The sequence below is a fragment of the Haloprofundus marisrubri genome, from assembly GCF_001469955.1.
Taxonomy (GTDB): Archaea; Halobacteriota; Halobacteria; order Halobacteriales; family Haloferacaceae; genus Haloprofundus; species Haloprofundus marisrubri.
Window position 1 is genome coordinate 95,461 of the sequence record NZ_LOPU01000017.1, and the last position, 23,453, is coordinate 118,913.

General features: G+C 63.5%; 24 protein-coding genes. 15 read left to right on the forward strand and 9 right to left on the reverse strand.

Annotation, left to right across the window (positions count from 1 at the left end; all coding sequences use genetic code 11):
- Positions 1-6 precede the first annotated feature (6 nt).
- Positions 7-516 carry a hypothetical protein gene (locus AUR64_RS05545; protein WP_058580954.1) on the forward strand — a complete coding sequence of 170 codons (510 nt, stop codon included), beginning with the start codon at positions 7-9 and terminating at the stop codon, positions 514-516.
- Positions 517-527: 11 nt separating this feature from the next.
- Here AUR64_RS05545 and truD read toward each other — a convergent pair whose 3' ends face one another.
- The gene (gene truD / locus AUR64_RS05550; RefSeq protein ID WP_058580955.1) at positions 528-1,907 is read right to left on the reverse strand and encodes a tRNA pseudouridine(13) synthase TruD; all 1,380 of its coding nucleotides are present in this window, start codon (positions 1,905-1,907) and stop codon (positions 528-530) included.
- A 165-nt stretch (positions 1,908-2,072) separates the two neighbouring features.
- On the opposite strand from truD, the gene AUR64_RS05555 reads away from it, so the two are divergent.
- Positions 2,073-2,465 carry a hypothetical protein gene (locus AUR64_RS05555; RefSeq protein ID WP_058580956.1) on the forward strand — a complete coding sequence of 131 codons (393 nt, stop codon included), beginning with the start codon at positions 2,073-2,075 and terminating at the stop codon, positions 2,463-2,465.
- Between the two features lie 17 nt (positions 2,466-2,482).
- Here AUR64_RS05555 and pth2 read toward each other — a convergent pair whose 3' ends face one another.
- Both pth2 and AUR64_RS05565 read right to left on the reverse strand, forming a co-directional pair.
- Positions 2,483-2,821 (reverse strand): peptidyl-tRNA hydrolase Pth2, encoded by a 339-nt coding sequence (pth2, locus tag AUR64_RS05560; protein ID WP_058580957.1) that lies wholly within the window; start codon positions 2,819-2,821, stop codon positions 2,483-2,485.
- Between the two features lie 53 nt (positions 2,822-2,874).
- Complete coding sequence (locus tag AUR64_RS05565; protein ID WP_058580958.1) at positions 2,875-4,122, reverse strand: AI-2E family transporter; 1,248 nt, start codon at positions 4,120-4,122, stop codon at positions 2,875-2,877.
- Positions 4,123-4,223: 101 nt separating this feature from the next.
- On the opposite strand from AUR64_RS05565, the gene AUR64_RS05570 reads away from it, so the two are divergent.
- The 5 genes from AUR64_RS05570 (at position 4,224) to AUR64_RS05590 (ending at position 7,907) form a co-directional block, all read left to right on the forward strand.
- Positions 4,224-4,826 (forward strand): Yip1 family protein, encoded by a 603-nt coding sequence (locus tag AUR64_RS05570; RefSeq protein WP_162265528.1) that lies wholly within the window; start codon positions 4,224-4,226, stop codon positions 4,824-4,826.
- Positions 4,827-4,879: 53 nt separating this feature from the next.
- Positions 4,880-5,587, forward strand: a complete 708-nt coding sequence (locus AUR64_RS05575; protein ID WP_058580960.1) for a Yip1 family protein — start codon at positions 4,880-4,882, stop codon at positions 5,585-5,587.
- A 117-nt stretch (positions 5,588-5,704) separates the two neighbouring features.
- Positions 5,705-6,292 carry a dCTP deaminase gene (dcd, locus tag AUR64_RS05580; RefSeq protein ID WP_058580961.1) on the forward strand — a complete coding sequence of 196 codons (588 nt, stop codon included), beginning with the start codon at positions 5,705-5,707 and terminating at the stop codon, positions 6,290-6,292.
- Positions 6,289-7,191: a thiamine-phosphate synthase family protein gene (locus AUR64_RS05585; protein WP_058580962.1), complete on the forward strand. Its 903-nt coding sequence runs from the start codon at positions 6,289-6,291 to the stop codon at positions 7,189-7,191. Before dcd ends, AUR64_RS05585 begins: the two co-directional genes overlap by 4 nt.
- Positions 7,188-7,907, forward strand: a complete 720-nt coding sequence (locus tag AUR64_RS05590; RefSeq protein ID WP_082230623.1) for a class I SAM-dependent methyltransferase — start codon at positions 7,188-7,190, stop codon at positions 7,905-7,907. Before AUR64_RS05585 ends, AUR64_RS05590 begins: the two co-directional genes overlap by 4 nt.
- Before the next feature lie 18 nt (positions 7,908-7,925).
- Here AUR64_RS05590 and AUR64_RS05595 read toward each other — a convergent pair whose 3' ends face one another.
- Entirely contained in the window at positions 7,926-8,375 is a 450-nt protein-coding gene (locus AUR64_RS05595) for a hypothetical protein (protein ID WP_058580963.1), read from the reverse strand.
- A 78-nt stretch (positions 8,376-8,453) separates the two neighbouring features.
- Here AUR64_RS05595 and AUR64_RS05600 point away from each other — a divergent pair, with 78 nt between their 5' ends.
- Complete coding sequence (locus AUR64_RS05600) at positions 8,454-9,341, forward strand: SDR family NAD(P)-dependent oxidoreductase (RefSeq protein WP_058580964.1); 888 nt, start codon at positions 8,454-8,456, stop codon at positions 9,339-9,341.
- 36 nt (positions 9,342-9,377) lie between these two features.
- Here AUR64_RS05600 and AUR64_RS05605 read toward each other — a convergent pair whose 3' ends face one another.
- Positions 9,378-10,310: a sulfide-dependent adenosine diphosphate thiazole synthase gene (locus tag AUR64_RS05605; protein ID WP_058580965.1), complete on the reverse strand. Its 933-nt coding sequence runs from the start codon at positions 10,308-10,310 to the stop codon at positions 9,378-9,380.
- Positions 10,311-10,493: 183 nt separating this feature from the next.
- On the opposite strand from AUR64_RS05605, the gene AUR64_RS05610 reads away from it, so the two are divergent.
- The 4 genes from AUR64_RS05610 (at position 10,494) to AUR64_RS05625 (ending at position 13,195) form a co-directional block, all read left to right on the forward strand.
- Entirely contained in the window at positions 10,494-11,207 is a 714-nt protein-coding gene (locus tag AUR64_RS05610; RefSeq protein WP_058580990.1) for a phosphoribosyltransferase, read from the forward strand.
- A gap of 90 nt (positions 11,208-11,297) precedes the next feature.
- Positions 11,298-11,594: a hypothetical protein gene (locus AUR64_RS05615; RefSeq protein ID WP_058580966.1), complete on the forward strand. Its 297-nt coding sequence runs from the start codon at positions 11,298-11,300 to the stop codon at positions 11,592-11,594.
- 85 nt (positions 11,595-11,679) lie between these two features.
- Positions 11,680-12,636, forward strand: coding sequence for an AEC family transporter (locus tag AUR64_RS05620; RefSeq protein ID WP_058580967.1), 957 nt, complete (start codon positions 11,680-11,682; stop codon positions 12,634-12,636).
- Positions 12,637-12,721: 85 nt separating this feature from the next.
- Positions 12,722-13,195, forward strand: a complete 474-nt coding sequence (locus AUR64_RS05625; RefSeq protein ID WP_082230624.1) for an ester cyclase — start codon at positions 12,722-12,724, stop codon at positions 13,193-13,195.
- A gap of 44 nt (positions 13,196-13,239) precedes the next feature.
- Here the strand turns inward: AUR64_RS05625 and AUR64_RS05630 are convergent, their stop codons facing one another.
- Complete coding sequence (locus AUR64_RS05630; protein WP_058580969.1) at positions 13,240-14,055, reverse strand: TrmB family transcriptional regulator; 816 nt, start codon at positions 14,053-14,055, stop codon at positions 13,240-13,242.
- Between the two features lie 547 nt (positions 14,056-14,602).
- Here AUR64_RS05630 and AUR64_RS05635 point away from each other — a divergent pair.
- A complete protein-coding gene (locus AUR64_RS05635) occupies positions 14,603-14,923 on the forward strand; it encodes a DUF7344 domain-containing protein (protein WP_058580970.1) in 321 nt (106 codons plus the stop codon).
- Between the two features lie 81 nt (positions 14,924-15,004).
- Here AUR64_RS05635 and AUR64_RS05640 read toward each other — a convergent pair whose 3' ends face one another.
- Positions 15,005-16,399 (reverse strand): MATE family efflux transporter, encoded by a 1,395-nt coding sequence (locus tag AUR64_RS05640; protein ID WP_058580971.1) that lies wholly within the window; start codon positions 16,397-16,399, stop codon positions 15,005-15,007.
- A gap of 295 nt (positions 16,400-16,694) precedes the next feature.
- On the opposite strand from AUR64_RS05640, the gene AUR64_RS05645 reads away from it, so the two are divergent.
- Positions 16,695-17,822: a GNAT family N-acetyltransferase gene (locus AUR64_RS05645; RefSeq protein WP_058580972.1), complete on the forward strand. Its 1,128-nt coding sequence runs from the start codon at positions 16,695-16,697 to the stop codon at positions 17,820-17,822.
- Between the two features lie 123 nt (positions 17,823-17,945).
- On the forward strand, positions 17,946-18,806 hold the full coding sequence (gene mtnP / locus AUR64_RS05650) for an S-methyl-5'-thioadenosine phosphorylase (protein WP_058580973.1): 861 nt from the start codon (positions 17,946-17,948) through the stop codon (positions 18,804-18,806).
- A 72-nt stretch (positions 18,807-18,878) separates the two neighbouring features.
- On the opposite strand, the gene AUR64_RS05655 is transcribed toward mtnP, so the two are convergent.
- The gene (locus AUR64_RS05655; protein WP_058580974.1) at positions 18,879-19,757 is read right to left on the reverse strand and encodes a segregation and condensation protein A; all 879 of its coding nucleotides are present in this window, start codon (positions 19,755-19,757) and stop codon (positions 18,879-18,881) included.
- Positions 19,750-23,436 carry a chromosome segregation protein SMC gene (smc, locus tag AUR64_RS05660; protein WP_058580975.1) on the reverse strand — a complete coding sequence of 1,229 codons (3,687 nt, stop codon included), beginning with the start codon at positions 23,434-23,436 and terminating at the stop codon, positions 19,750-19,752. Before smc ends, AUR64_RS05655 begins: the two co-directional genes overlap by 8 nt.
- Positions 23,437-23,453: the final 17 nt, after the last annotated feature.

A 23,453-nucleotide genomic window follows, 5' to 3' on the forward strand; every position in this document is an offset into this window, starting at 1 on the left:
TAAGTGATGAATTTGAAGGAGGGACCGTTCCCCAGAATCCGTTTGAGAAACGTGTTCGGTGGAATCGTCGCACTCATACTTACGCCGGCGTCCTTCACTCATAGTCCAATTGTCGGAATCACAGTAGTGGTGTTCGCTGGCGTGTTTTTCGTGACTTCGAGCAAGCGGATACAGACAGAGACGATGCAAAGAGCCGTCGCTGGATCAGGGGTGGGATTTTGTCTCGTCTCACTCCTGTTTGTATCGAGCCTACAAAATTCGGTTCTTAGCTATCTAGAAGAGGACCCACTCTTCGCCGGATTCGCGTTTGTGGCTTTTGTCCTCTTTTGCTGGATTGCGTACCGAGGCGGCGAAATAACCGTCCCTCAAGTAGGTCTCTCGGTTCTGCTTGGCATTCTCATGGTCTTGAACGGCATAGTGGGTGCCGGTTCCGATATCGTTCGGGCTCTCCTACTGTCTGTGGGTGTCGTTTCTGTTTTTTGTGAAATCGGATACATAAAAGAAAATAGAATGTAGTGGCAGAATTTTCAGAGGTCCAGCGGTCCCGACTTCGTGTACTCGCGCATCACTGCCGTCGCGTACGACCCGGAGGGAAGCGAGAACTCGAAGTTCAGGGGGTTTTTCTCGACATCCATCCGTGTCCGAACCAGAATCGCTCGGCGTGTCCCCGTCGACTCGAAGTTGCCCGGGAGGTCGAAGTCGCGCTGTTCGAGGTCCAGTTCCGAAAGAATCTCGCGTTCTATCTCGCCCGGTTCGCCCTCGCCCAGTTCCGTCTCGGTGCCCACGAGCGGTGCGGTGACGAACGCCCGCCCGCGTTCGCAGTGTTTGCCCACGATATCGACGCGGCGGTCCGTCACCTCCTGCAGGCGGTCGGTGTCCGGGCGGAACAGGTCCTCGGGCGCGTCTCGGTCGGCGAAACACGCCACGTCGCCTTCGACCGGCTTGTGGAACGGGAGACCGCGGCGAAGGCGCTCGGAGAGGATTCGATTGAACACGTACGACTGCGCGGCGTTGACGAACAATCTCTGAAGATTCGACGGGACCGCTTCGAGCGCGTGTCGCCAGTCGTCGGCCGTCTCTGCCCCATCTTCGTCGAGTCCGTGCAGCATCGACCGCTCGTAGCGGAGGTAGCCGGGCATCCGGTCGAGCGCGCGGTGCCAGTCGGGGTCGGCGCTTTTGGCCTCCTTGTCGACGAGAGTTCTGGCCTCTTGGGTCTCCTCGGGTTCGTTCTCGTGGGGGTTGCCGACGTACGACAGCACCGCTTCACGCCACTCGCCGCGGACGACGTGGAGGCCGACGACGTGGGTTACCGGGCGGCGACTGCCGAACCGTTGCTGGCCGAAGTAGTTCGGAACGCCGACGACGGGCGCGTCGTCGCTATCTCCTTTCTCGTCGTTCCCGTTGCTCTCGACACCGCCGAACGCGCGCAACTGCTCGGTTATTTCGTCGACGTTTTCTGCATTCTGGGCGTTCCGAACCCGAATCCCGAACGCGTTGCCCGCCAAATCGCCGAAGGAGATGTCGCGGCCGGCGCGGCCGACGACCTCCACGTCGGCGTCGCGCACGTCCGGGAGGTCGTCGGGGTCGCCGCCACGAACCGTGAACAACTGGGTCGTGACGGCGTGTTTGTCCTTCGTTCCGGCCCACGAGATGCGCTCGCGGCTGACGCCGAGGGCGTCGGAGAGGCGGGCGGCGAAGTCGTTGGTGTCCCACCCGCGCAGCGTCGCGCGGACGACGAGATTCGCGTACGCGCCGGGGTCGGCGTCGACGGGCGCGGCGTCGAACGCCTCCAGTTCGCGGACGCGGAAATCCTCCGGTTCGACACGCAGTTCGCCGCCGATGCCGTCGGCGTCGCTCACGTAGTACTCCATACCGACTTCGCGTTCGATGGGGTGGGCCTCGCGCATCAACTCGACCTCCGGTCCGTCGTCGGACGCGGCACTGCTGCTGTCGCCGTCGAATCACTCATTGGCCGTCGGTTCCGGCGGCGCAGGTAAAAGCGCTGTAGTTCCGTACTCCCGAGCGAGCCACAACGACGAAACGACTCGCGGGCGTCTATCGACCCGAGTACGATGTCCGACCACACCAACGAAGCCGAGACGCGGGACCTGCCGTTCGACGACCGCGTCGTCGAGCGAACCGTCGAGACGACCGACGTCGCCCTCGACGAGTTGACGGACGCGCTCACCGTCGTCGACGCCGAACTGCTCGGCAAACACTCCGAGTTCGAAAGCGAGTACGACCACGTCACCGTCGACGGCCGCCGCGCGTACCTCGTCGACGAGGCGGCGTGGGACTCGTTCGTCGTGTCGTTCGGCCTCGACGAAAAACTGCTCGCAGCGGCCCGCCGGACCCACGACGAGCAAGCGAGACTGCTGTTCGACTCGTCGACCGAGGGCGTGGAACCGGCGGACGATTTCGTGGGTGTGGTCGTCGGCGTCGACACCGCAGAAGAGATGGTCTGAGAGCGAAAACGGGGCCCTCAGTACAGCGAGAGGTCGCCGGTCACTTTGTCGACGAGGTTCTCCTGCCCGGGACCGATAGCGAGCGCCGTCACCGTTCCCGGGTCCAACTGGGTGTGCCCGGCGTCGCGGATGATAGCGTTCGGCAAGCCCTCACGCTCTGCGAGGTCCGCGAGGCGGAACAGTTCTTTTTCGCCTTGCGCTTTGACGACGACTTTCTTCTGACCCTCGCCTTTCCACTTCTTTCGCGTCCGCGAGTCGGCGTCCTCGTACGCCGACAACGACGCGTGGGCGACCTGCGCGGCCAGTTTCCCGCGGCCCATCCCGATGTCGGTCCGGGCGACGATGACCTGCTTCATACCTCCCGTCCCCACTGGTGGGGTAAATCTCTGTTCACTCGGCGGTTCGCTGCTCACTCGACGTCCCTCCGCTTACTCGCTCTGCTCGCTGCCGCCCCCGCCCCGCTTCCGGCCCCGCTCTGGTCGTCCCTCGATTGCTCGCCGCCTCCACGTGCGATGGCCGGGTCGGACCCGACCTCCAGCGGTGCGGACACCCACGGGGTTAGCGGTTCACCCCGGACGAGTTCGGCCAGTACGAGACGGACGGCTTGGACGACGAGTACGGTCACCAGCGGGAGGAGGAAGAACCCGTACCAGCCGAACAGCATCGGGCCGAGCAGATACGCGAACAGTAACAAACCCATGGTGAGCCGTTGCCCCGAGACGTACGGCTGAACGAACGCCTGTGGGAGGAGGTCGAGAACGACGACGGAGACGGCCAGCAACGCCGCGGGAAACCACAGCACCGCTGCGTCCGCGCGGAGCGCTTGCGCGGCCAGATACAGCACGAGCGGGACGTACACGACCTTCCCGACGACGACCGGGATGATGCTCGACACGCCGGTCAGTACTGCGAGCACCAGCGGCATCGGAACGGACAGCGACGGCGGCGAGACGAGGGCTGCGCCGTAGTAGACGACGGCAGCGACGACGGACATGATGACGATGAACGCGAGGTTGCCGAAGAAGACGCTCTGGAGGTCGCGGTCGACGGCGGTCGCGTAGGCGTGCGCGGCCGACCCCTCGTCGCCGACGACTCGCTCGAAGACGGCCGCGAGTCGGTCGTCGAACCGGAGGAGATAGTACGCGAGTGTCAACGACAGGCCGACCAGCAGCAGACCGCCGGTGAGCGCGGTCACGACGTTCGTGCCGAGTTGCAACGCCGAGCGCACCACGTCGCGGTACTGCCCGAGTGCGCCGCCCGGACGCTGTAGCTGCTGGGCGAGTTGCTGAAACTGCACGTCTGCGAGCGCTCCGACGCCGAGCCACTGCGTCAGCACCTGCCGGTAGCGCTGTGCTTCGGCCGTTCCGACGAACAGCTCTACGGAGTGAACGAACTGGACCCCGGCGTAGACGACGAGCAACAGGACGGGCACCAAGATACCCAGAAGCGTCACCGCGGCGGCGACGCGATTCGACCCGACGACTTCCTCCAGTCGTCGACTGAGCGGCCGCGTCCCGTAGTAGGCGGCGACGCCGAGGACGACCATCCCGACGAACGAGTACAGCACGTAGCCGACGACGGCAGCGAGTGTGAGGACGAACAGCCACCACCCGATGCGTTGTCGTTCGACGGTGACGTCGCGGTCGAATAGCTTCATCACCGTGTGTCTCTGACGCGGTTCGGAAGTGATTCTGCCTGTAAATGGAAGGTCGAAGTCATCTCGAACCCACCTCGCAGTTCAGTGACGGTGCATGCTTAGTGGCCGCGCACGTAGCCGACCACATGGCTCGGACACCGTTACTCTCCCCGGGTTCGTACTTCGAGCGGACGGGTTCACCGTCGCTTCGGACTGCGGCCATCGCCGTCGTTTCGCTCGTGCTACTGAGTTTACTGGCGACGTTCGTCTCGCTCGTCGCACTCGGCGCCGCTCGTGGCGGTCTCGTCGGCGCGCTCGTCGCAACGCTCACACAACTGCCACTGCTGCTCGTCGGGGTGCTCGGCTTCTGGCTTCTCGTCACGCTCGTCGTCCACCTGTTCGTCCGCTGGGGCGACGGCGACGGCGGATTCCGCGCGTCGCTCGCGCTCGTCGGGTGGACGCTCGTGCCGCTGTCGGTGCCGTTCGTCGTCGGTCCGCTCGCACCGCTGGTTCTCTACCGAACGATTCCGGCGACGCCGGGAACCGCCCAGTCGACGTTCGCCGTCGTTGGAATCGTCGGTCTCGTCGCCGTTCTCGTCGGCGCGGTCTGGCAGGCGTACGTCTGCTTCGGCGGGATGCGCCACGTCCATCACGCGGAGACGCCCATCGCCGCCGGTGTCTCGGCGCTCGCCGCGGTGGCGACGCTCGTCGTGTTTCTCGGATAAAGTATCGTTTCTTTGGACAAGAGCTATGCCGCTTCGTCGAATCGGCGCTGACGATGCCCCGTACACCCCTCCTCCACCCCGACGAGTATTTCCGAGAGCGCGCACCCGGACTCAGTTTCGGACGCGCGCTGACGATTGCGCTCGTCGTCTCGCTGTTGACGACGGCGGCTATCGGAGCCGTCGGCTGGCAGTTCAGCCAAGCGATAGACACGACTGTCACCGTCGAAAACGAGAACCGCCCACCGGAGTGGGTCTGCGAACAGAACGGCGACGACTGGCCCGGATGCGGGCAGTCCGAAACGCGGCAACTGAACCTCGGCGACGAACTCTGGGACCGATTCGTCGGTCTGCTTCCTGTGGTGTTCCTCTCGACGCTCGTCGGGTGGGTCGTCGTCGGTGGACTCCTCCACGTTCTCTCCCGCGGCGGCGACAGCGGCACCTTCGGCGACACGCTGGCCGTCACCGCGTGGGGTGGCGTCCCGATGCTCGTCGAATCGGCCGTCGGACTCCTCGCGGCGATGCGCGTCATCCGCGAGACGACGTTTTCGCAGAATCCGGAAGCACTGCTCCAGCAGGTGCAGGGACTGCAGTCGTTTCTCGACTTACCGCTCGCCATCGGCGTCGGCCTCCTCGTCGCCGGATGGCAACTGTTCGTCTGGCGCGCCGGTCTCGAACACGCCCGTGGCCTCGACAGCGACGTGGCCCGCGGCGTCGCCGGACTCGTCGCCCTCGTCGTGTTTCTCTTGGGAGTCGTCGGCTGAGCGATTGGAAGTCGTCGGTTGACCGACTGGGAATCGTCACCCGACCGGGAGTCGAGCAGAGTCAGAAGAAGCGAGTCGACCGGGAGATTTTACGTGGTGGCACGCGCCCACCCCAGTATGATACTCTCGGACGTGGACCTTCTCGAACGACTGGAGGTCGGTGACCTCGTCGTCGACCCGCTGGACGACATCGACATGCAAGTGCAACCGGCGAGCATCGACCTCAGACTCGGCGAGGAGTTTCTGGAGTTCCAGCGGACGAACATCTCCTGTATCCACCCCAACCGCGAGGAGGAAATCGGCCAGTACGTCTCCGAAACCCACGTCGACGAGGGCGACGAGTTCATCCTTCATCCGGGTGACTTCGTCCTCGGCACGACGAAAGAGCGCGTCGAGATTCCGCCGGACCTCATCGCCACCGTCGAGGGCCGCTCCTCGCTCGGTCGTCTCGCTATCGTCATCCACGCGACCGCCGGTATCGTCGACCCCGGTTACGAAGGACAGATAACGCTCGAACTGTCGAACCTCGGCACCGCACCGGTCGCGCTCTCACCCGGGATGCGGGTCTCGCAACTCATCTTCACCGAGTTGAAGACGCGCGCCGAACGCCCGTACGGCGTCGAACGCGGGTCGAAATATCAGGGCCAGCGCGGCCCGCAGGCGTCCAGATTGGGTGACGACCCCGAGTTCGAAAGGGACCGATGAAGTTCGTCGAAGAGGTCGTCGTCGAGGAGTTTCTCCCGACGTTCCGGTCGATGCTCGCCGCGGAACTCAGGGACAAAGAGTTCACCCAGCAGGAAGTCGCCGAAGCGCTCGGCGTCAGCCAGAGCGCCGTCTCGAAGTACGCCCACGGCCGGGTCGCGCGCAACGAGGCCGTCGAAGCCGACGAGCGGGTCCGCGAACTCGTCGAACGCGTCGCCGAAGGACTGTCGACCGGCGAGATGAGCCAACTGCAGGCGCTCGTCGAAGCCGAGGTACTCATCCGTCACCTCGAAGACGGCGACCTGCTTTCGGACCTCCACGAGGAGGCGATGCCGGAACTCGCGGAGTTCGAGGGCGGTTTCGACGTCCACGACCCCGACAGCGCGCTCAGAGCCACCGAACGAGTGCTCTCGTCTGTCCGGCGCGGCCTGCGGACGCTGACGAACGCCAGCGGCTTCTCGGGACTCATCCCGCACGTCGGGTCGAACCTCGCGGAGTGTCTGCCCGACGCCGAGGAGATAGAGGACGTCGCCGCCGTCCCCGGCCGCATCTTCGACGTGAAAGGTCGCGCCACCGTCGCGGGCGACCCCGAATTCGGCGCGAGCGGCCACGTCGCGTCGGTTCTCCTGTCGGCGCGAGAGGCGGGCGCTCCGGTTCGCGCCGCGGTCAACGTCCGTTACGACTCCGACATCGTCGCGTCGCTCGAAGCGGCGGGCTATCAGACCGTCGAGTTCGACCCCGACGCGCCGACCGACGCCGTCGTCGCCGCCCTCGAAGGGAGGAAGTTGGACGAGACGTTCGTCCTGTACCAGTCGGGAAGCTACGGTATCGAACCCATCACGTACGTCCTCGGCCCGAATGCACCGACCGTAGCCAACGCGGTTCGAGAACTGTTGCGATGACCGACCGTGACGCGGACGCTGGCGATGGCGGCGACGCGGAGACCAGTACGACCGGCGTCACGACCGCCCAAGAGTTCTACACTCGCTGGGCGCGACTGTACGACGCGCTGGCGACGTACGGTCCCGGAGTCTCGACACTCCGCGAGCGAACCGCGGCGGCGCTCGACCCGCAGGCGGGTGACACCGTCGTCGAGATGGGTTGCGGTACAGGTGCGAACTTCGCGTATCTCCGCGAGCGAGTCGGTGATTCGGGCACTGTCGTCGGCGTCGACTTCTCGCCGGGGATGCTCGCCGTCGCCCGCGACAGAGTCGTCCGAGAGAAGTGGGAGAACGTCCACGTCGTCCGCGGCGACGCGACCCAGCCGCCAGTCGAGCACACGGACGCCGTCGTCGCCTCGTTCGTCTCCGGCATGCTCGCCGACCCCGCGGCCGTCGTCGACGACTGGGCGGACCTCGTCGGCCCCGGCGGGCGTCTCGCGCTGCTGGATTTAGCTCGCAGTACCCGGCCTGCGGGCCGTCCGTTGAACGCCTTGTTTCACGGCCTCGTGCTCGCCGGGATGCCCTCGAAGCGTCCGGCGGACCTCAGCGCGGCGACCGAACTGCTCGACCGGCGGGTCGTCGCCGCCCAGCGAGCACTTCGAAAACGGTGTGTCGACGCGACGTACTCGACACACGCGCTCGGATTTGCCCGCCTCGGTGCGGGTACGGTTCGCTGACTCTCTTTTCTCCCCTTTCTACTGACGACGCGCGCGTTCGATGGCGGCAGCGAACTCCGAGGCGCGCTGTGAGCCGACGACGACCGTCTTCTCGTCGGGTCGCTCGATACGGACGGCCTCGGTGCCGCTGACGGAGTAGGCGACCGAACCGGGCCGCCACCGGAGTCCCCACCCGCCGAACTCGCCGATTGGGCTGTACTCGGTCGCCTCCGCCGAGGTCATCTCCTCCCACCCGATTCGACGCGGCGAGCGGTGGAACGGAACGAACCTGACGTACACGCCGTCGTCTCTGACTTCCGTCTCCAGTCGGGCGCTGTACAACAGTGCGCCGACGGCGGCGGAGACTGCGAAGCCGACTATCGAGACGGGGCCGAGCAGCAGCGAAAACGCGAACACGCCCCCGAGGAGCAACCAGAGCCACCGCTGGCGGAATCGCTGTACCTCACGGAACACCGGTTCGTCGCTCATACCACACCGTTTCGTCGTCGAACGAATGAACTTGCCGGCGGCGAGGAGCTATTTCACGTGTCCCGACGAGACGACAGTATGGACCTCCCGGACGACCGTCTCTCGGAGCGCACCGCCCTCGTCACCGGTGGAACCAGCGGCCTCGGCGCGGCGGTCGCCCGTCGACTCGCCGACCGAAACGCATCCGTCGCTATCGTCGGGCGAAACCGAAAACGCGGCCGCCGCGTCGCCGCCGACCTCCGCGAGCGAACCGACGGTCGAGTCGAGTTTTACCGCGCCGACCTCGCTTCTCAATCAGTCGTCCGCGAACTCGCCGCCGAGTTCCGCGCCCGTCACGACCGACTCGACTTGCTCGTCAACGGTGCGGGCGTCTTCTCGTCGTCCCGTCGACTGACCGAAGACGGTATCGAGTTTACCCTCGCGGTCAACCATCTCGCGCCGTTTCTTTTGACTCACGAGTTGCTTTCGTTGCTCACTGCGGGCGCTTCGTCCCGCATCGTCACCGTCTCGTCCGGCCTGCTCGAACGCGGTGAGATGGATTTCTCGGACCTCTTTTTCGAGGAGAACTACGACACGATGGACGCCTACGCTCGGTCGAAACTCGCCAACGTGCTGTTCACCGCCGAACTCTCCGAGCGTCTGAACGGAGAGAGCGTGACCGCGACGGCCGTGAACCCGGGGTTCGTTCCCGAGACGAACCTCGCCCGCGAGTCGACGCTTCGCAATCGCGTGCTGCTCGCCGCCTTCTCGCGTCTCCCCGTCGGCTTCACACGCTCGCTCGACGAGGGGACCGACAGTATCCTCGCGGCGGCGCTCGACACCGACTTCGGCGAATCGACTGGGGTGTACGTCGACAGCGAAGAAATCCGGTCGGCGTCGTCGGTCGGCGACGAGACGACTCGTCGCAGACTCTGGGACGTGAGCGCCGGCTTGGTTGGCATCTCGCCGGACGGGTACGGGCGGTAGTCGGTCCGGCCAACGCTGCTACTGGTGGCGCTCGGTTCAATCGTCGGCGGGCGTCGCCCGTTCGGGAACCATCTCGACCGGCGCGGCGTCGACGCCGAGTTCCTCCAGTGCGACCTGTGCGGCACGCTTGCCCGACAGCAGCATCGCGCCGAACGTCGGCCCCATCCGGGGGAGTTTGTGCGTCGTCGCCGTCGCCAACCCGGTGGCGACGAGGCCATCGTGGACGACGCCGGTTTTCTCGACGACCTGGTCTTCGCTCTCGGCGACCCACATCGAGTCGTGACCCGGCGAGTCGTGACCGGGTGCGCCGTACTCGCCTTCGCCTGTTTGGTCCATACCGACGTTGTGTTCGCGGGCGTGTTCGATACCCGGTGCGTCGAGGACGCCCCGCTCCTGGAGTTTCGAGACGACGACGGCTTCGTGGCCGGTGGCGTCGACGACGAGGTCGGATTCGACGGCGACGGGGTCTACGCAGGTGAGTTCGCGCGGGAGCGCGTGGACTGGCGTCCAGTTCATCACGATGCCCGCGACGCGGTGGCCCTCGCGGACGACGATGTCGGTGAACTCGGTCATGTTCTGCATCCGCGCTCCGGCGTCGCAAGCAGCCGAAATGAGCGCCGAACAGGCGTGCGGCCCTTTCGCGGTGTACAGCCCCTCCGCCTCCTCAGTTTCTTCGTAGGGGACACCCAACTCGTCGAGTACCGTCTGTGCGGGGTCGCGGACGGTGACCGTGTTCATCAGAAAGCCGCCCAGCCAGAAGCCGCCGCCGAGGTAGTTGTTCTTCTCGACGACGGTCGTCTTCACGCCTCGCTCTGCGAGTTCTTTCGCAGCCATCAGTCCGGACGGACCGCCGCCGACGACGATGACGTCGCTTTCGGTGTGGTTGAGGAACTCGTCGCTCCACTCGCTGGCTATCGCGCGGGTCACTTCCGCCTCTCCGGCCGCGGAGAATCCGGTGAACTCCGTCATACTACCCAGTGATATTACCAAGTGCTAAAATCTTGCGGCCACAGCGCCTCGACGAGTTCCGAACGGACTCCGACCAGACATCGACGCCGAGACGCCGCCGCTGTCGGGTCGCTGGGGGCCGAACACACCGACGAGACTGCCTGTAAACCCTTATGTGCGGGCGTGGTCGAATCACAGTCGGAAATGAGCGACCTCCCCGACGAGTTCAAGTGCACTATCAGCAACTGGGAGTACATCTACGGTCTCTGCCGCGACGTGAGTGACGAGGTGAAACGCTCGGAGTTCGAACCGGACGTCGTCGTCGCCCTCGCCCGCGGTGGCTGGTTCGCGGGTCGGTGTCTCTGTGACTTCCTCGGACTCGACGACCTGACGAGTCTGAAGATGGAACACTACGTCGGCACCGCCCAGAAGTCGGGCGAACCCGAGGTCCGCTACCCGATGCCGGAAGGCAGCGTCGAAGGCAAGAACGTCCTCATCATCGACGACATCGCCGACACCGGCGGCTCCATCAAACGCGCCGACGAGTACGTCCGCGACCGCAACGCCAACGAGGTCCGCACGGCGACGCTGCAACTGCTGCAGACCAGCGAGTTCGAACCGGACTACGTCGGCGAGCGTCTCGAAGAGTGGGCGTGGATAGTGTACCCGTGGAACTTCATCGAGGACATGGTCGACCTCATCTCGGGCGTGATGGTGAAAGCCGACGAGGAGACGTTCGAACTCGAAGACGTACGCCACTACCTCGACGAGTTCCACGACGTCGACCCCATCGGGATGGAAATCGCGCAACCGGACCGTCTGCCCGAAGTGATGGACGAGATGGAACGCCGCGGCTTCGTCGAGACGACTGGCTCCGGCGCGTGGCGACTCATCGACAACGAAGGCGTCGGCGCGTAGTTCGGCCCTTTCGGCCCTTTCGGCGCTTTTGGGCGTTTTTCGGAACTACTCCGTCGGTATCGTTATGTGAGTGAACAAGCAACTTCTCGTATGGGTTCCCTCCGAGACGCGTTCGACGCAGCGACGCTCTCGCTGTTCGGTGTCTTCGTCGCCCTCCTCGTTTTGAACCGGGTCGGAGTCGCCGCCGACGCGGTTCTGTACGTGACGTTCCCCGCCTACGCCGTCGCGTTCTTCCTCGACACGTTGCTGTTCAACGAGTTCGGCGTCCCCGCGTACACGTTCTTCTTCGCGCTCTGGGCGCTGTTCGCGTATCTCGAAGCCACCGTCGTCGTCGCCGTGCTTCGGCGGGTCGCCGGCGAGTTACGGCCGAGACACCGGACTGACTGACGGACGTCGAAACCACAGGTGTAGGGCGATTTCGTAGGTCGCCGCATCCGAAACGCTTGCTACCGCCGCGTGGGTGGCTTCGAGCGTGTCACTGGTCTCTATCTTCGCGACTGCGATACTGCCGATTCTCGCGCTGGCCGGCATCGGTTTTCTCCTCGGCCGGACGCAGGACGTCAATCCCGGGCCGTTGAACACGATTACGCTCTACGTGCTCGCGCCGGCGCTCGTCTTTCACAGTCTCGCGACGACGACGCTCGGCGGCGGGACGCTCGTCCGCGTCGCGGCCGGCGTCACCGTCTACACGCTGGCGATGATTGTCGTCTCCGAAGCTATCGGCCGACTGCTCGGCGAACCCGAACCCATCTTGAGTGCGCTCGTCCTCGTCAGCGCCTTCCCGAACGCCGGCAACTACGGCGTCCCGCTGTCTGAGTTCGCCTTCGGGTCGACCGGTCGCAGCACCGCGGTGCTGTATCTTTCGGTGCAGGGCGTGTTGATGTACTCGGTCGGAATCTACATCGCCTCTCGAAGCGGCGGGTCGGCCGGCCTCGCCGGGTTCAAGCGCGTGCTCCGCATCCCGCTCGTCTACGCCGTCGTCGTCGCACTCGTCGCGCGGTGGCTGAACCTCGTTCCGCCCGTCGACGGCGCGGCGATGGAGACGGTCCAACTCGTCGGCGACTCCTCGATTCCGGTGATGCTTCTCATCCTCGGCATCCAGTTGGCGAACACAGATTACGGTTCGGCGCTCTCGCACGTCGGCGTCGCCAGCGCGCTCAAGATGGCCGTCGCGCCCGTCGTCGGTCTGGGTGTCGCGTTCGCGCTCGGATTCGCCGACCCCACCGTCGCGCGCGTGTTCGTCCTCGAATGTGCGATGCCCGCGGCCATCACGCCACTCATCTTGCTCATCGAGTTCTCCGACGGCGCGACCATCGGCGGCCTCTCGGCGGCGGAGTACGTCAGCGCCGTCGTCTTCTCGACGACGCTCGTCAGTATTCCCGTGTTGACGCTTCTCATCGCCGTGTTGGAGTCGGGGATGATTATCTGACGAACGGCCGACGCTCGGGACACTCTGTCGGGTCGCAGCGAATCTCTATTCTTTCAGCCGACGTACACGATTACCGGTGATAGATATGGCAACCACCACACCGATGACGGAGATGGAGAGACAGTTCAGACGCATCGCCGACGACGCGTGGAGCAAGGGCGATTACAGCGTCCTCGACGAGACGCTCGCCGACGAATACGTTTCCACACATTACCAACTCGAACAGTCGTTCCGCGGCATCGACGAGTATCGGGCACTCATCGAATCGTACCGCGAGGCGATGCCGGACCTCACCGTCCACATCGACGAACTCGTCGTCGCCGGCGACTGCGTCACCTGCCGGTACCGCGTGACTGGCACGCACGAAGGCACCCTCCGGGTTCGGGGCATGGAGATTCCGCCCACGGGGAAATCCGTGGAGACGCCGGGCATCTCCATCGTCAGGTTCGACGGCGACCGCTGCACCGAGGAGTACAACAGTCCGCACGCGCTCGGAATGATGGAACAACTCGGCGTGATTCCGGGTCGCGCAGACGAGATGGGCGAGGCGAGCGCGTAGCGCGACTCGTCGCTCGTCGCTCGTCGTTCATCGACGTGGACCGTTTAGTTCCAACCGGGGTCTTGCGACGAGAGGAGGCCCGAAGCCATCAGTCGGCGTGTGAGAACGACGAGTCCGTTGTCGAAGCCACGGCCGAACACGGCGTGTTCTTCGGCCGTACTCGGGTCCAGCGAACTCAACAGAATCGTATCTCGGTCCACGAGGAGAATACGCTCGATAGTCACGTTGTCGTCACTCTCGGAGTTTTCGGACTCGTGTAACCACTTGAGTTCGGAGACGAACACGTTGATGTCGGTCACCCGAGACTGTAACTGCTCTCGGATGTCCTCGGAGACGGTTCCGACGAGCACCGAGATACCGCGTTCCGTCGCTTCGTTCAAACTCTCGATGAGAGCGTCGGTTACCACGCCGTCGGAGCCAACTACCAACACGACTTCGCCGGCCGCCTCACCGATGAGTTTGCTCGTTCGCGCGGCGATACTCCCGGCACTCGACAGTCCCCAGACTTCGTGAGCAGTCGTCTCCTCCTCGAGTTCGACCGGTTCGATATCTTCCAGCATCGCCGAGAGTTCGTCGACACGACTCTCGTACTGCTGTCGAAGCGTCTCCGTCGCTTCGTCGAGCGAGACGGCGCGAAACTGTTGGGGACTGCTGTGCTGAATCTCGACCAGCCCTTTGGCCTCCAGTACTCGTATCGCGTCGTACACTCTGGTCCGCGGTGTGTCCGCGATGTCGCTTATCTGTTTGGCCGTCCCTTTCGGTAACCGAGAGAGCGCCACGAAACATTTCGCCTCGTACTCCTTTAACCCGAGTTGCTGGAGTAACCCTACTGCCTGCTGCTGTGTGTCATCTGAACTCATGGTCCCCACCATAGCCTTCGAACGAACTCGAAGACAGTCACTAGTGTATTTTTCAGGCAACCGCAAAAGGCGTTCGTATTGTGTAGTGACTATTCTACACAGATTCGAAGACGGCACGCGTTTAACAGATTCACTCAGTTAATCACACAAGGGTAATACCAGTTGACCCCATACGCGTCACTGGCACGCATTGCGCTGTGGTCCCCACCACTGTCCGGTGCGTGCCACTCGTTTCTACGCTCGGCGTTCGTCGAGATAGTGACCACACCGAGCGAGTAACGCCCGACGAACGGAACGGTGTATCTTGTCTGACAGTCTGGTGGGCGAAAACAAGCTGTGTGTGAGGAATCGGGAGACATCTTCATCCGACGTACAGGGCACTGGTGAAGCCTCACTGTCGACAGGCGACGAAACTCCGTCCGCAATTTAGTTACTGGGTGAACGTCGGGTGTTTTACTCTCAGGCGGAGTTCTCTCTCGTATCGGACTCATGACGCCGCGCTAATAGTTTTGGACCGACAGAAAGAGCCCGAGCGGATGTGACTAAAATGACAAACAAAGAGCAACGAAACGTCGCAACGACGAGTCGGCTTCTCAGTAGCCAGCGGCGGATACACGTCCTCCTCGCACTCCGCGAGGCGGACTCGCCGCTGACGATACCGGTGTTGGTGTACGAGACGGCACTCCGGGAAGTCGACTCGCCGAGCGACGTGACCGAAGAACACCTCAAGCGGGTCGAAATCACCTTGCGGCACGTCCATCTACCGATGCTGGCCGACTTCGAGGTGATTCGACACCACCCCGACGACGACCACGTCTCGTTGGTCGGCGACGGAACGCTCGAATCAGTAATCGAAGCCGTCTTTTGAGAACCCTCCAACTCTCGCCGCAGAACACGTCCCTCCGGTTGTCGGTCGGCTATCGGTCAGTCGTCGGTCGGTCACCGAACCTCAATCGTCCGTCGGCGTCCGGTCGACGGGACCCTCTTCGTTCGAGGCGTCCGCGTCGTCGGTGTCGACGACGGCGCTTTTCCACGTCCCGCGGGTGAACCACGCGACGGCGACGATAGCACCGCCGATGTCGCCGAGGGCGACGGCGACCCAGATACCCGTCTCCGCCCAGCCTTCGACGAAGACGAGGATGTACGTCGCCGGCAGGCGGACGACCCACAGCGTGATAGCCGACATCACGAGCGCCGTCTTCGTGTTGCCCGCGCCGCGGAACGTCCCGAGCATCACCTGCAGGACGCCCATGAAGACGAACATCACCGAGGCGATACGGAGGTAGTCGCTGGCGTAGACGATGGTTTCAGCCGCTCGGGCGCTGTCGGCCCCGAGGAAGACGGCGACGATAGGTTCGGGCGTGACGGCGGCGACGACGGCCAGCGGGAGCAACGCCACGGTGACGAGTTTCGCCGCCAGTTTCGCCGCCCGTGCTGCCCGTTCGGGTTTCCCCGCACCGAGGTTCTGCCCGACGACGGCGTCTATGGCTTGTCCCATCCCCATCGCCGGCAGGAAGATGAGCGAGGTGAGGCGGTTACCGAGGCCGTAGGCGGCGACGATTGCCGGCGGGAACGTGGCGACCATCGCGGTCATGATAATCATCGCCAGCGCGCTGGTAGACTGTTCGAGCGCCGTCGGCACGCCGAGCGAGACGATGTCGCGGACGCGGTCGAACTGTAACGGAAGGTGTTCGACACCCACGTCCGGGCCGACGTCAGTCCCGAAGAGGACGTACATCCCGATGACCGCCGCAACGGCTCTGGCGGCGATGGTGGCGATGGCTGCGCCCTCGATTTCCAGACGGGGGAACACCCACCAGCCGAAGATGAGAAGCGGGTCGAGGACGACGTTGATGGCGACGCTGACGACCATCACGAGCATCGGAACCCGCGTGTTGCCGTAGCCACGCATCAACGACGAGAAAATGAAGAAGCCGAAGAGGAACGGCGACCCGAGGAAGAACAGACGCATGTAACGCCCCGCCAGCGGAACGATGTCCGCGCCCGTCTCGGCGTTCGTCGGCAGAAGCGACAGCATCGGGTCCGTGAGGAAGAAGCCCAAAATCCCGATGGCAATCGCCAGAAGCGTCACGAAGGAGATGGTCTGTCCGGCGATGAGGTCCGCCGACCCGTCGCTGTCCGCACCGGTGTACTGTGCGACGAGAATCGTCCCCGCGGCGGTAAAGCCGCCGCCGACGGAGATGAGGAAGAAAATCATCGGGAACGCGAGACTCAACGCGCCGACAGCGTTCGCCGAGAGGAGACCCAGCCAGAACGTGTCGGCGACGTTGTACATCACTTGGAGCAGTTGGATGACGACCATCGGCACGGCTAACCGAAGCATCGGCCTGACGAGGTCGCCATCTGTCAGCTCGCTTTTATAAGAGGGCTCTGTCACTGTCTCGTGAAATGCATCGAACTACTTCAACTCTCCTGATAGTGGCTACCACGAACCAGTCGGAATTGCCGGAATAATCCCGAAATCCGCCGTTTGCGGCAACATCAGTAGGGTTCGTATCCGACCGACGAACGTCGCCGACGTTCGCCAAGAGAGAACTCTCGGGGCCTGCTATATATCCAACTAAATAAACTGTACAATTTACTGAAACTACTAATACTGATTCGGCGAACAGTCATCCATGTCGATTTCGGTCGAGCGCCTCTCTGAGACGGGTCGTACGGAGCGTGAGTGGGACGGGTGGCTCGAACGGTCGTCGATGGCGACGCCGTTTCACCAGTTCGAGGTTCTTCGCGTCGTCGCCGCGGAGGCGGATGCGACGCTGCATCCGCTCGTCGGATTCAAAGGTGAAGAACCGATAGGCGTGTTCCCCGTTTTCGAGATGAATCGAGGGCCGCTTCGTCTGGTGAAATCCCCGCCGGAGGGCGTCTCGATTCGGAAACTCGGGCCGGTGCTTTTGAACCACGAGAAACTGAAAACCCGGAAGCGAGAGACGCAGAACGAGCGGTTCGTCGACGCCTGCATCGAGTGGGTCGACGAACACTGTGCGCCGCATCGGTTCATGGTCCAGACGAGCGAACGCTACCCGGACTTCCGACCGTGGGTGTGGAACGGGTTCGACGTCGAGATGGGGGCGACGTACGTCGTCGACCTCGACCGCGACCTCGACGAGATACGGCAGTCGTTCTCTCGGTCGGTCCGCAAACGCGTCCGCAGAGCCGAGGAGGCCGGTTGTACCGTCGAAATCGGTGGCAGAGCGGAGGCCCGACGCATCGTCGACCACATCTACCAGCGATTCGCGGACTCCGACATCCCGTACTTCGACTCCGAACCCGAACTGGTGATGCGGTACGTCGACGCCCTCCCGGACGAACAGGTCCGACCGTACGTCTGCCGACTCGATGGTGAGTACGTAAGCGGTGTCATCAACGTTCGTTTCGGCGACGTCGTCTACTCGTGGAAAGGCGGCGCGCGGCCACTACGAGACGTTCCGGCGAACGAACTGCTCGACTGGCACGGCATCGCCGACGCCAAGGAGTCAGGAGCGACGCAGTTCGACTTCCAAGGCGCACTCGAACGCCGAACCAGCGGTGCGAAAGCCAAGTTCTCGCCCGACCTCGTGCCGACGTACTCGCTGACACGACAGCACCGTGCGATTCAGTTGGGGACGTTGCTGCAGGGGCAAGCCGAGGACGTTTCCACGACGCTACGTGCGAGCGTCGTCTCGAACAGCGTGCCGCTGGTTGCGCTCCGACAACTCGGACGGTGGGTCGGGGCTGGAAACAGACTGATACAGTCGAGAAAGTAGCGCGAGTGGCCGACCTGCCGACACGGGTCGGACAGCGAGTCTTTCTACCATCTCAGACCATGACGCCCCGTCCGCGACACACGAATCAGGTTCTTTTAGGTGTCCACACCTCCCAGTACGACCATGACAATCGGCTTCATCGGCGGAAGCGGTATCTACGAAGCGCTCCCGCTGTCGAACACCCGAAAAAAGGAGATAGAGACGCCGTACGGCGAGCCGAGTGCGCCGGTCACCATCGGCGAGTTCGGTGACACCGGCCGCGAAGTCGCGTTCCTGCCGCGACACGGCTCGAAACACGGCCGCTCGCCGACGAATCTACCGTACCGCGCGAACATCTACGCGTTCAAGCAACTGGGCGTCGAGTACATCTTCGCTTCCAACGCCGTCGGCAGCCTCAAAGAGGAACTCCCGCCGGGAACGCTCGTCGTGCCGGGGCAGATTTTCGACCGGACGAAACACCGCACGTCGACGTTCTTCGGCGACGGTATCGTCGTCCACCAGCCAATCACGGAACCGTACAGCCCGGAACTCGTCTCGCATCTCGTCGACGCCGCGGAGTCGGCGACCGATGCAGAGGTTCAGGAGGGCGGCACCTACGTCTGCATCGAAGGGCCGCAGTACTCCACGCGCGCCGAAAGCGAGTTCTATCGTGCGCAAGGCTGGGACGTCGTCGGCATGACGGCGGTTCCGGAGGCGAAACTCGCCCGCGAAGCCGAAATCGCCTACGCCACCGTCGCGGGCGTCACCGACTACGACGTCTGGAAACAGGACCACGAGGTGACGCTCGAAGAAGTGCTCGAAAACGCCGAGAAGAACCAGGAAGCCATCAAGCGCACCGTCGAGGAAGCGATTCGGACGCTGCCCGAGGAGTTCGAGTGCGGCGCACACACGGCGCTCGAAGGCACCATCAACACGCCTGCGGACGCTATCCCCGAGGAGACGCGCGAACGCGTCGACCTGCTCGTGGACGACTATCTCGACTGAGTCGAGGAGACGAAAACGCGAAGACAGGGACGCGAAAACAGGAAACCAGCGCAACGAATCCGAACTCGACTCTCAGTCCGCGACGGCCGGCGTCTTTTCGCTCTCTTTGTCTTTTGCCTGCACCCAGAGGTCGCCGAACAGGTCGTCCTGTTGGAGCGTGACGACGCTTCGATGCGCTAGGAACAACAGCGCGAGATACGTTTCGACGGGACGGCCGCCGACGCCTTTCAGTTCGGCGAACAGCACCTCGTCGCGGCCGTTGTCGTACTGCTCGCGGAGGTGTGCCTCCACCGTCTCGATGCTGTCCTCCATATGTTCGTCGTGGGTCGTGCCCGTCACGTCGTCCTCACCGGGTTCGCCGTCGCGGCGCAAGTCGTCGGCGGCGTGGTAGTCGAGCGTCTGCGTGCCGCGGCGGAAGCCCCGGGGCGAGGACGTGGTGTCGTACTCTCGGGAGCGTTTCCACCACGACTCTCGCTCTGCTTCTCTGAGTTCGTGGACGAGTTCGTCGAGCGTCTCCGGCGACCCGCGGACGCTCTTGCGTTCGAGGCGGCGGTCCATCTCGTCTTCGAGCGCGTCGATGGGGTCGAAGCCGGGTGCGACGTCGTCGTCGCCTTCCATCGCCATCTCCCACGGCTCGGGTTCCGGTTCGTCGGGTTCGTCCGGCGCGAGCAGTTCGTCGCTCTTCATCCGCAGGAGAACGCTCGCGTAGAACAGCGCGCGACCGGACGTCCGGAGGTCCGTCGCGTCGAGACGTTCGAGGAACGCGTCGGTGACCGCGACGATGTCGATGTCCCACGGCTCTATCTCGCCGTCCTCGGCGAGTTGGACGAGCAGTTCGACTGGTTCGACTTCGCCCTCGTCGGGTTCGATGGCGTCCACGTCGTCGACGACACTCTCATCGAGTCGGTCTCCGTCTCGGGTTCCGTCTCCATCCTCTCCGAACTCAGTCATCGGCGCTCACCTCCGCGGCGAGGCCTTCGTCGCTGTCGCCGTCGGTGTCACTGTTGCTATCCGTGTCGCTGTCGCCGTCACCCCCGTCCGAGCCGTCGCCGTCGGTATCGCTGCCGTTCTCACTTCGCTGGTTGTCGAAGCGAATCCCGGTGACGGCGCTGACGTTGTCGCCTTGCATCGTCACGCCGATGGCGCGTTCGGAGCGTTCGAGCAGCGCCGAGCGATGGGAGACGACGACGAACTGCGCGTCGCCCGCGAGGTCGTCGACCATCTGGCCGACGCGTTCGGCGTTGGCGGCGTCGAGGAAGGCGTCCACCTCGTCGAGCGCGTAGAAGGGCGCAGGATTGTGCCGCTGGATGGCGAAGATAAACGCCAGTGCAGTGAGCGACTTCTCGCCGCCGGACATCGCGTCGAGTCGCTGAATCGGTTTGTCGGCGGGTTGGGCTTTCATCGTCAGGCCGCCCTCGAAGGGGTCCTCGGGGTCTTCGAGGTGGAGTTCGCCCGACCCCGCGGAGAGACGCTCGAAGATGCGCTGGAACTGCGCGTCGATGGCTTCGTACGACTCCATGAACGTCCGCTTCTTCTGCGTCTCGAACTGCTCGATGCGTTCTTCGATGCCGTCGCGTTCTTCGACGAGGACGTCGCGACGTTCTTGGAGGTCCGAGAGGTCCGCTTCGACCGAGTCGTACTCGTCGATAGCGAGCATGTTCACGGGTTCGAGCGCCTCCATCTCGCTTTCGAGGCGGTCGACGTTCTTCTCGACCGTCTCGTGGTCGGGAATCTCCTCGGGGTCGTACTCACCGACTTCGGCTTCGAGTTCGTCGATTTCCCACGAAAGTCGTTCCTTCGCGCTTTCGAGCGATTCGAGACGCGACTCCGCCCGCGAGACGGCTTCCTTCTGTTCGTCGCGTTCGTTTTTCGCCTCGCGGAGTTCCTCGCGGAGTTCGTTTCTCTCTTCTTTGAGTTCGACGAGTTCGTCTTCGAGTGCTTCGACGGCTTCGTGTTTCTCGTCGAGGACCGCCTCTTTCTCCTCGATGGCGGCTTCCGCCTCCGCAATCTTCTCTTCGGCGGCGGCTTTTCGATTTTGGGCGCTCTCGACGGTCTCTTCGAGGTCGGAAACGGCCTCCTCGGCGTACTGCTTCTCCAGTCCGAGTTCGTTGAGTCGGCTGTCCAACTCGTCCATCCGGGTTTCGAGGTCGTCGATGTCCGCGCGCACGTCGTCGGCTTCGCTCGTGAGTTCGGGAATCTTCGAGTCGGCGAGTTCCGCCTCCAGTTTCTCGATTTCGGCTTCCACCTCGGAGATTTCGGCGTCCAATTCGGCGATGTCGGCGTCGAGCGCGCCCATCTCCTCGTCGACGGAGTCGCGTTCGGCTTCCAACTCGTCGAGCGTCGCCTCCAACTCCTCTATCTTCGACTCGGCATCTTCGAGGTCGCTCTCGACTCGCTCGATGTCGCCTTCGATGGTGCGCACTTTGTCGGCGGCGTTCGACTGCCGGTCGCGTGCGTCGTCGAGTTTCTCTTCGAGGTCTCGAATCTCGGCGTTGAGCGTCCGTCGCCGGTCTTCGAGCTTCGATATCTCCTTGGCGACGCGTTCGAGGCGTCCTTCGCCGGATTTCGAGAAAGAGTAGCGCGAGCCGCCGCGACTGCCGCCGGTCATCGCACCGCTCTTTTCGACCAAGTCGCCGTCGAGCGTCACCATGCGGTAGTCGCCCATGAACTGCCGGGCGGTCTGCATGTCTTCGACGACGAGTGTCGACCCGAGTACGTACGAGAAGATGCTGTCGTATCGGCTGTCGAACTCCACGAGATTGTACGCGAAGTCGACGACGCCGGGGTCTTTCGGCTTCCGCGGCAGGCGACGGTTCTGCATCTTCGTGATGGGCAAAAAGGTCGCCCGGCCGGCGTTTCTCGACTTGAGGTAGTCGATACACGACGACCCGACGCCGTCGTCGTCGACGACGACGTTCGCCAGTCGCCCGCCCGCCGCCGTCTCACAGGCGACAGCATACTCACCAGCCACGGAACCGAGTTGTCCAACTGCGCCGTGGACGCCGTCGATGCCGGCGTTCAACACGGTGGTAACAGAGCGAGGGAAGGAGTTGTCGCCGTTCTTCCCGGCGCGCGCTTCGAGTTCGGCGTACTCGGACTGCTTCGAGCGGATGTCGTCTTCGACGTCGCTCAGTTCGTCCTGCAGGTTCTGTTTCTTCTCGCGGAACTCCGAGACTATCTCTTTGGATTTCGACTCGTTCTTCTCGGCTTTGTCGAGTTCGCTGTGCAGTTCCGAGAGTTTCGCCTTACGTTCGGGAATCGACTCGTGGGCAGCTTCGATGTCGTTTCGCGCCTCGCTGACGCGATTGGAGCGCCGTCGCGCCTCGTCGAGCAGGCGGTCTTTCTCGCGCTGTTTCTCGTTTTTCTCGGATTTGAGCGTCTCGACGCGCTCGCGGCGGTCTGCAAGGTCGGCTTTGAGTTCGTCGAACTCGGTGTCGACGTTCGCTATCTCGTCTTCTATCTCGGCGAGCGTCGTCCGCTTGTCGACGATGTCGCTCTTTATCGAGGCTTTCTCGACTTTGACCTGCCGCATCTGCGTTGCGACGTCGTCGACTTTCTCCTGCTTGTGGTCGATTTCGACGAACGCCTGTCGGCGCTCGTTTTCGGCCGTCTCCTTGCGCTCTTCGGCGTTTTCGATTTGGCCTTCGAGGCGACTGATGTCGCCTTTGACCGACTCGATTTCGCGCTTGATGCGTAGCTGTTCGTCTTCGCCCTTGCGTTCGACTTCCCGGTTGAGTCCCTCCAACTCGTCTTCGAGACGGGAGAGTCGACCCTGCCGGGTGTCGAGTTCCTCGCGGAGTTCCGCGAGTGTCTCTTCTTTCGAGTCGATTTTGCTCGTCGTGCGCTGGAGGTCCGCGCGCTTGTCTTCGAGTTCGGCGGCTTTCAGGTAGCCCTCGAACTCCTCTTTCTCCTCGCGCAGTCCTTTGTATTCGAGCGCCGTCTCGCGTTCGTCGGCGAGTTGGTCGAGACGTTCTTCTTTGTCCTCGATACGGAGGTCCGCCTCGCCGATGCGGTCTTCGACGGTTTCGAGTTCCTCGAAGGCGGCGTCTTTCTTCGCGTCGAACTCGGCGACGCCCGCTATCTCGTCGAGGATTTCGCGGCGCTGGAACGCCGTCATGTTGATTATCTCGGTCACGTCGCCCTGCATGACGACGTTGTAGCCTTCGGGGGCGACGCCAGCCTGCGAGAGCAGGTCCTGGATGTCCGAGAGGTTGACCGAGCGACCGTTCAGGTAGTAGTACGAGTAGTAGTTGTCCTCGGTCTGCTTCACCCGGCGACGGATGGTGATTTCGTCGACGTCGCCGACGCTGTCGGTGCCGGCGGCCGTCGTCACCTGCGAGCGTTCGAGCGTCCCGTCGCTGTTGTCGAGGACGACTTCGACGCTGGCTTCGCGGGGACCGCCCGAGGACGACCCGTCGTCGTGACCGGGGTTGTAGATGAGGTCGGTCAGTTTCTCGGCACGGATGCCGCGCGTCCGGGCGAGGCCCAGCGCGAACAGCACGCCGTCGATGATGTTCGACTTGCCGGAGCCGTTCGGCCCCGTGACGACGGTGAAGTCCTCGTAGAACGGGATTCGGGTTTTACGCCCGAAGCTCTTGAAGTTGTCAAGGACGAGCTCTTTGATGTGCATGTGTTGCTCGTGGAGGG